The 1,594-nt window shown below is 69.7% G+C and carries 1 protein-coding gene; it reads left to right on the top strand.

The features are described from left to right. Positions 1–1,594: tetratricopeptide repeat protein (locus ACZ7L0_RS33250; protein ID WP_471246408.1), on the top strand; the 1,594-nt coding region annotated here is incomplete at both ends.

A 1,594-nucleotide genomic window follows, 5' to 3' on the forward strand; every position in this document is an offset into this window, starting at 1 on the left:
CCGACGTCGGAGGCCACCCACGGGCCCTGGAATACCTCGACGCCCTGCTGCGCGGCGGCCCGGCCCGCTTCCCCGACATCGCCGACCGGATGGAAGCCGCCCTGGAGAACCGCGGCATCACCGACCCCGAGCGGTGGCTGGCAGACGTGCGGGGGGACCTGGACACGGCACTGGCCGAGACCATCACCCTCACCGTGGACGACATCCTCCTCGACACCCTGCTCGACCAGCTGGAGGACGTGCCCGGGGCGCGACGGCTGCTGGACGGCCTGGCGGTCTACCGCACCCCGGTCGACCGCACCGGGGCCGCCTGGCAGATGTCGGAACTCACCACACCCCCTGAGCCCGACCCCGCCCTCAGCCGGCGTCTTCAGGCGGCGACCAGGCACATCACCGAGGCCCGTGCGGCCGGAGCAGGGCCGGAGAACGACTATGAGCTGCCGCCCGAGGCGATTGCCGAGTACGAAGCACTCTGGGAGGAGTTCCGGCGGCCTCCCGTCGACCTGGACGCTCGGGCCGGGTACGCCTTGAAACGGCTGCTGGAGCTCGGACTGGTCTCTCCAGCCCCCGCGCCCCAGCATGAGCCGGGAAGCAGGCCGAGCGGCCTGACGGTGCACCACTGGACCGCCGAAGCACTTCGGCAACGCGCCCACCCCGACACCCTCGAAGCCGCTCACCGTCAGGCCGCTGCCTATTGGCAGTGGCGCGTCAACGTGTGGCCCCAGTCTCCGGCCGACGACATCATCCAGCTCATCGAGGTACGGCATCACCACTACCGGGCCGGCGACCTCGACCAAGCCGACGCCGTCACACAGAATGTCTGCTCGCAGTTGCAGACCAAGGGAGCGTGGGACTGGGAAAAGCACTTGATCGAGGAGACCCTCACGTGGGTTCCCGCCCGCTCCCGTTCAGCCGCCGCGTATGTCCACCAGCTGGGGATCATCGCGCAAGTGCGGGGGGATTACGGGCAGGCCGAGGAACACTACCGGGCCTCCCTCGCCATCTTCGAGGAACTGGGCAACCGCTCCGCCATCGCCACCAGCTATCACCAGCTGGGCATGATCGCGCAAGTGCGGGGGGACTACGGGCGGGCCGAGGAGCGCTACCGGGCCTCCCTCGCGATCAAGGAGGAGCTGGGCCACCGCTCCGGCATCGCCAACAGCTACGGCCAGCTGGGCATCATCGCGCAGCTGCGGGGGGATTACGGGCAGGCCGAGGAGCGTTACCGGGCCGCCCTCGCCATCTTCGAGCAACTGGGCGGCCGCGCCCCAATCGCCACCACCTATCACCAGCTGGGCATGATCGCGGAAGAGCGCGGTGATTACGGGCAGGCGGAGGAACACTACCGGGCCGCCCTCGCCATCTTCGAGGAACTGGGCGACCGGTCCGCCATCGCCGCCACCTATCACCAGCTGGGCATCATCGCGCAGCTGCGGGGGGATTACGGGCAGGCCGAGGAGCGTTACCGGGCCGCCCTCGCGATCAAGGAGGAGTTGGGTGACCGGTCCGCCATCGCCGCCACCTATCACCAGCTGGGCATGATCGCGCAAGTGCGGGGGGATTACGGGCAGGCCGAGGAGCGTTACCGGGCCGC

It is taken from the genome of Streptomyces sp. NPDC039424 (genome assembly GCF_055639495.1).